The following is a 3,670-nucleotide window of genomic DNA, read 5'->3' as shown; positions in this document are numbered from 1 at the left end:
ATCCTCGTCTCTCCGCGCGACCGCTTTACCGCGTGGCGTGATGACAAGACGAGTCTGCCGCGCGAAGCGTGGGTGCTGATCGGGGCGAACGTGGTGGCCGCGCTCGGCTACGGCGTGGTGTCGCCGGTGCTGCCGGCCTACGCCCGCACGTTCGGGGTCAGCATGGACGCGGTGACCTTCGCGATCACCTTGTTCTCGGTGATGCGGCTGTTCTTCGCGCCGCCCAGCGGGCTGCTGGTGCAGCGGCTGGGGGAGCGGCCGGTCTACGTGTCGGGTCTGCTGATCGTCTCGGCGTCGACGGGCCTGTCCGCATTTGTGCACACGTATTGGGAACTGTTGGTATACCGGGCAATTGGCGGCATCGGGTCGACGATGTTCTTCATTTCAGCGCTGGGCTTGATGATCCGGATCAGCCCGCCCGATGCGCGTGGCCGGGCCGCCGGACTGTTTGCCACGTCGTTTCTGGTGGGCATGGTCGGCGGGCCACTCGTAGGCACTCTGACTGCAGGATTCGGGCTCAGGGCCCCGTTCCTCATCTACGGGGTGGCCATGCTGCTGACGGCGGTTGTGGTGTTTTACAGCCTGCGCCGGTCGACGTTGAGTGCGCCCGCCGAGCTGGTGCATGCGCACACGGAAGTGACGATGCGCTCGGCGCTCACGCATCGGGCGTACCGCGCAGCGCTGGTGTCGAACTTCGCCACCGGATGGTCGGTGTTCGGGGTGCGGATGGCGGTCGTGCCGCTGTTCATCGCGGACGTGATGGGCCGCGGGCCACGCATGACGGGTCTGGTGCTGGCCGTCTTCGCGATCGGCAACGTGATCGTGGTGATGCCCAGTGGCTATCTGTCCGACCGGATCGGCCGGCGTTCATTGCTGATCAGCGGACTGTTGGCCTGCGGGGTGGCGACGGTCGGGCTCGGTGTCTCCACGTCGCTGCCGATCTTTCTCACCGCGGCGTTTGTCGCGGGGGCGGCGTCGGGGGTGTACACGTCACCGCAGCAGGCGGCAATCGCCGACATTCTGGGTAATTCGTCCCGCGCGGGCACCCCGGTGGCGGCGTTTCAGATGATGGCCGACTTCGGTGCGATCGTCGGTGCCCTGGCGGTGGGTCAGATCGCAGAGCATTTCAGCTTCGCCTGGGGTTTCACGGTCAGCGGGTTCATCATGCTGGTGGCCGCCGCGGTCTGGGTGTTCGCGCCGGAGACCTCGACGACGACGGTGGAACCGGCGCTTGATGACGCGGTCTGATCATCGACTTTGATGGCTGACGAGCCGTGGTGTAACTTCGACAGGCACATCTTTGGGGCTATGGCGCAGTTGGTAGCGCACCACACTGGCAGTGTGGGGGTCAGGGGTTCGAATCCCCTTAGCTCCACCAGGAGAAACTAAGTTCTACCTGCTTAGGGCGGGTTTTTCGTATTAGCTGGTTTTGTTCGCGGGGCCGATTCTTGACGACAACCGGCGATTCGGGTGTCCTCACGTTCGGGTATGGGAACATTGGTCCGGCTCGCTGCCGGGAATGCTTGCAGGGTATCGAGGATCGCCCGCGGCTGCCAGAACAGGCGAATCTGGCCTGTCGAAAACGGCGAGATGAGACTGTCGAAAATGGCCAGTTCACGCTGTCGGAAACGTAGACTGTTGCAATGTTCAGTTATCGTGCACGCATCGTCGACGCTGAGTTGTCCGAGCGGCTGACCTCGATCGGTGCTGTCCTCATCGATGGGCCGAAGGGCTGCGGGAAGACGGAAACCGCCCTCCAGCAGGCGAAGAGTTCAGTCCGCTTCGACACCAACCCGAACGCGCGGGCGCTCCTGGGACTCAACCCGGAGGAGCTGTTCGACCAAGAGACGCCGATTCTTTTCGATGAATGGCAGCGCGCGCCGGAGATATGGGACCAGGTGCGGCGGCATGTCGATGATCTGCGCCGTCGTGGCCTGTACATCCTGACCGGTTCGGCAACCCCGAGATATGAGCGCGAGTTGCACTCCGGCGCGGGTCGGATCGGCACGCTCAGGATGCGGCCGATGAGCCTCTTTGAGTCCGGCCATTCGACGGGTGAGGCATCCCTGGCAGCTTTGTTGCGGGGCGCGGATCAAAAAGCAAAGCGAACCGCGATGACGGTCGCGGGCCTCATGGAGCGGATCGTCATCGGCGGGTGGCCGGCGTTGCTCGACCAATCGGAGCGAACCGCCCGGGGCTGGCTTGGCGACTACCTCACGCAGATCGTCGACATCGACATTCCGGACCTCGGCACCGGCAAGCGCACACCGGATCGACTGCGTCGTGCACTCGCATCGCTCGGGCGATCCGTCGGGACACCGATCAAGGTCACCGCACTAGGTGTAGAGATCGCAGGGGACGATCAGCGGGCTCCGGCAAAGGAGACGGTGAACTCCTACCTCGACGCGCTCGATCGGCTCAAGCTGACCGAGAACTCGCCGGCGTGGAAGCCGCACATGCGCTCTCGCACTGAACTGCGCGAAGCGCCAGTCCGTTACTTTGTGGATCCGTCGCTGGGCACTGCCGCGCTGAAGGTCGGATCAAAGGACCTGCTCGCCGACCTCGCGGCCGCCGGATTCCACTTCGAGGCGATGGCAGTCCGCGACCTTCGCATCTATGCCCAACCGCTCGGCGGCGCGATGTACTCCTGGCGTGAGTCTCACGGTCGCAAGGAGGTTGATGCAATCATCGAGACACCGGACGGCTGGGCCGCATTCGAGGTGAAGTTGACTGGCGATCAAAACGTGATCGACAGGGCGGCGAAGGGCCTCCTCGACTTCGCGGCCGACGTCGATGCTTCCAAGCATGGCAGCCCGTCCGCGCTCGTCGTCGTGACTGCGATCGGCGGTGGTGGAAAACGAACGGATGGGGTTCATGTTGTGCCGATCTCAGCACTCGGGCCTTAGCCATCCACACCTCGCCCACCGCAGCGGCACCCGGACGGCTCCACCGGGTGACGACAATTTTGACGACAACCGTCGCCTTCTTGACGGAAAAGGTTAATTCGGGTGTCCCCACATTCGGGTTTTGGGACATGGTGCCGCACGGCCGGCCGAACCGCGGGACGCTCAGCGTTGTCTTCACGCCGGGGGCTGAAGAACAGATCGTTGAGCTAAACCGCTATATCTGCCGCAGCCGGGTCGCTGGAAGTTGCTTCGCGGTCTACGGGAGCGATCATGGTGCACTGCGAGCAGTTGAGCAGGCTGGGGTGGGGAGACGGTCCCGTCGCGGTTGAAGGCGCCTAGCCGACCTGGTGGGCCGGCGATCTTCGGGTGCGCGATTGAGCGGCGGAAATGCTAATTGACTGATTCAATCGATGCTATATGACTGATTTAGAGTCTGCTAATTGTATGATTGGCCGATGCGGTACGCCAGACGTATCATCGACGACGAACTGGACGCGCTGTTCGGACAGGTACCGGCGATCGCCATCGACGGGCCGAAGGCAGTGGGGAAGACGACGACAGCCGAGCAGCGAGTCGTCGGCCTGCTGAGACTCGATGCAAAGCCCAACCGTGAGGCGGTGCACGCCGATCCGGGTCTTCTGTTGACTCGGCCGCGGCCACTGCTCATTGACGAGTGGCAGAAGGTTCCCGAGGTGTGGGATGTCGTGCGGCGTGCTGTCGATGACGATCCGACTGGTGGCCAGTTTCTGCTCGCCGGGAGTGCT

3 protein-coding genes and 1 tRNA gene are annotated in these 3,670 nt (G+C 63.6%); all 4 read left to right on the top strand.

Annotation, left to right across the window (positions count from 1 at the left end):
- A complete protein-coding gene (locus AC2VOU_RS17700; RefSeq protein WP_486958545.1) occupies positions 1-1,248 on the top strand; it encodes an MFS transporter in 1,248 nt (415 codons plus the stop codon).
- Between the two features lie 54 nt (positions 1,249-1,302).
- Positions 1,303-1,378, top strand: a tRNA-Ala gene (locus AC2VOU_RS17695).
- 265 nt (positions 1,379-1,643) lie between these two features.
- Positions 1,644-2,906 carry an ATP-binding protein gene (locus AC2VOU_RS17690; protein WP_486958544.1) on the top strand — a complete coding sequence of 421 codons (1,263 nt, stop codon included), beginning with the start codon at positions 1,644-1,646 and terminating at the stop codon, positions 2,904-2,906.
- A gap of 455 nt (positions 2,907-3,361) precedes the next feature.
- Positions 3,362-3,670 (top strand): AAA family ATPase (locus AC2VOU_RS17685; RefSeq protein WP_486958543.1); only part of this gene is annotated, 309 nt, incomplete at its 3' end.

The organism is Mycobacterium sp. TH-M25 (assembly GCF_057473665.1).
The sequence above is the reverse complement of the archived record's forward strand: the minus strand, read 5'-3'. Positions and strand labels throughout refer to the sequence as shown.

Excerpts from the sequence above, each read along its gene's own strand:
- AC2VOU_RS17690 (WP_486958544.1), top strand. The coding sequence starts at position 1,644 with ATGTTCAGTTATCGTGCACGCATCGTCGACGCTGAGTTGTCCGAGCGG.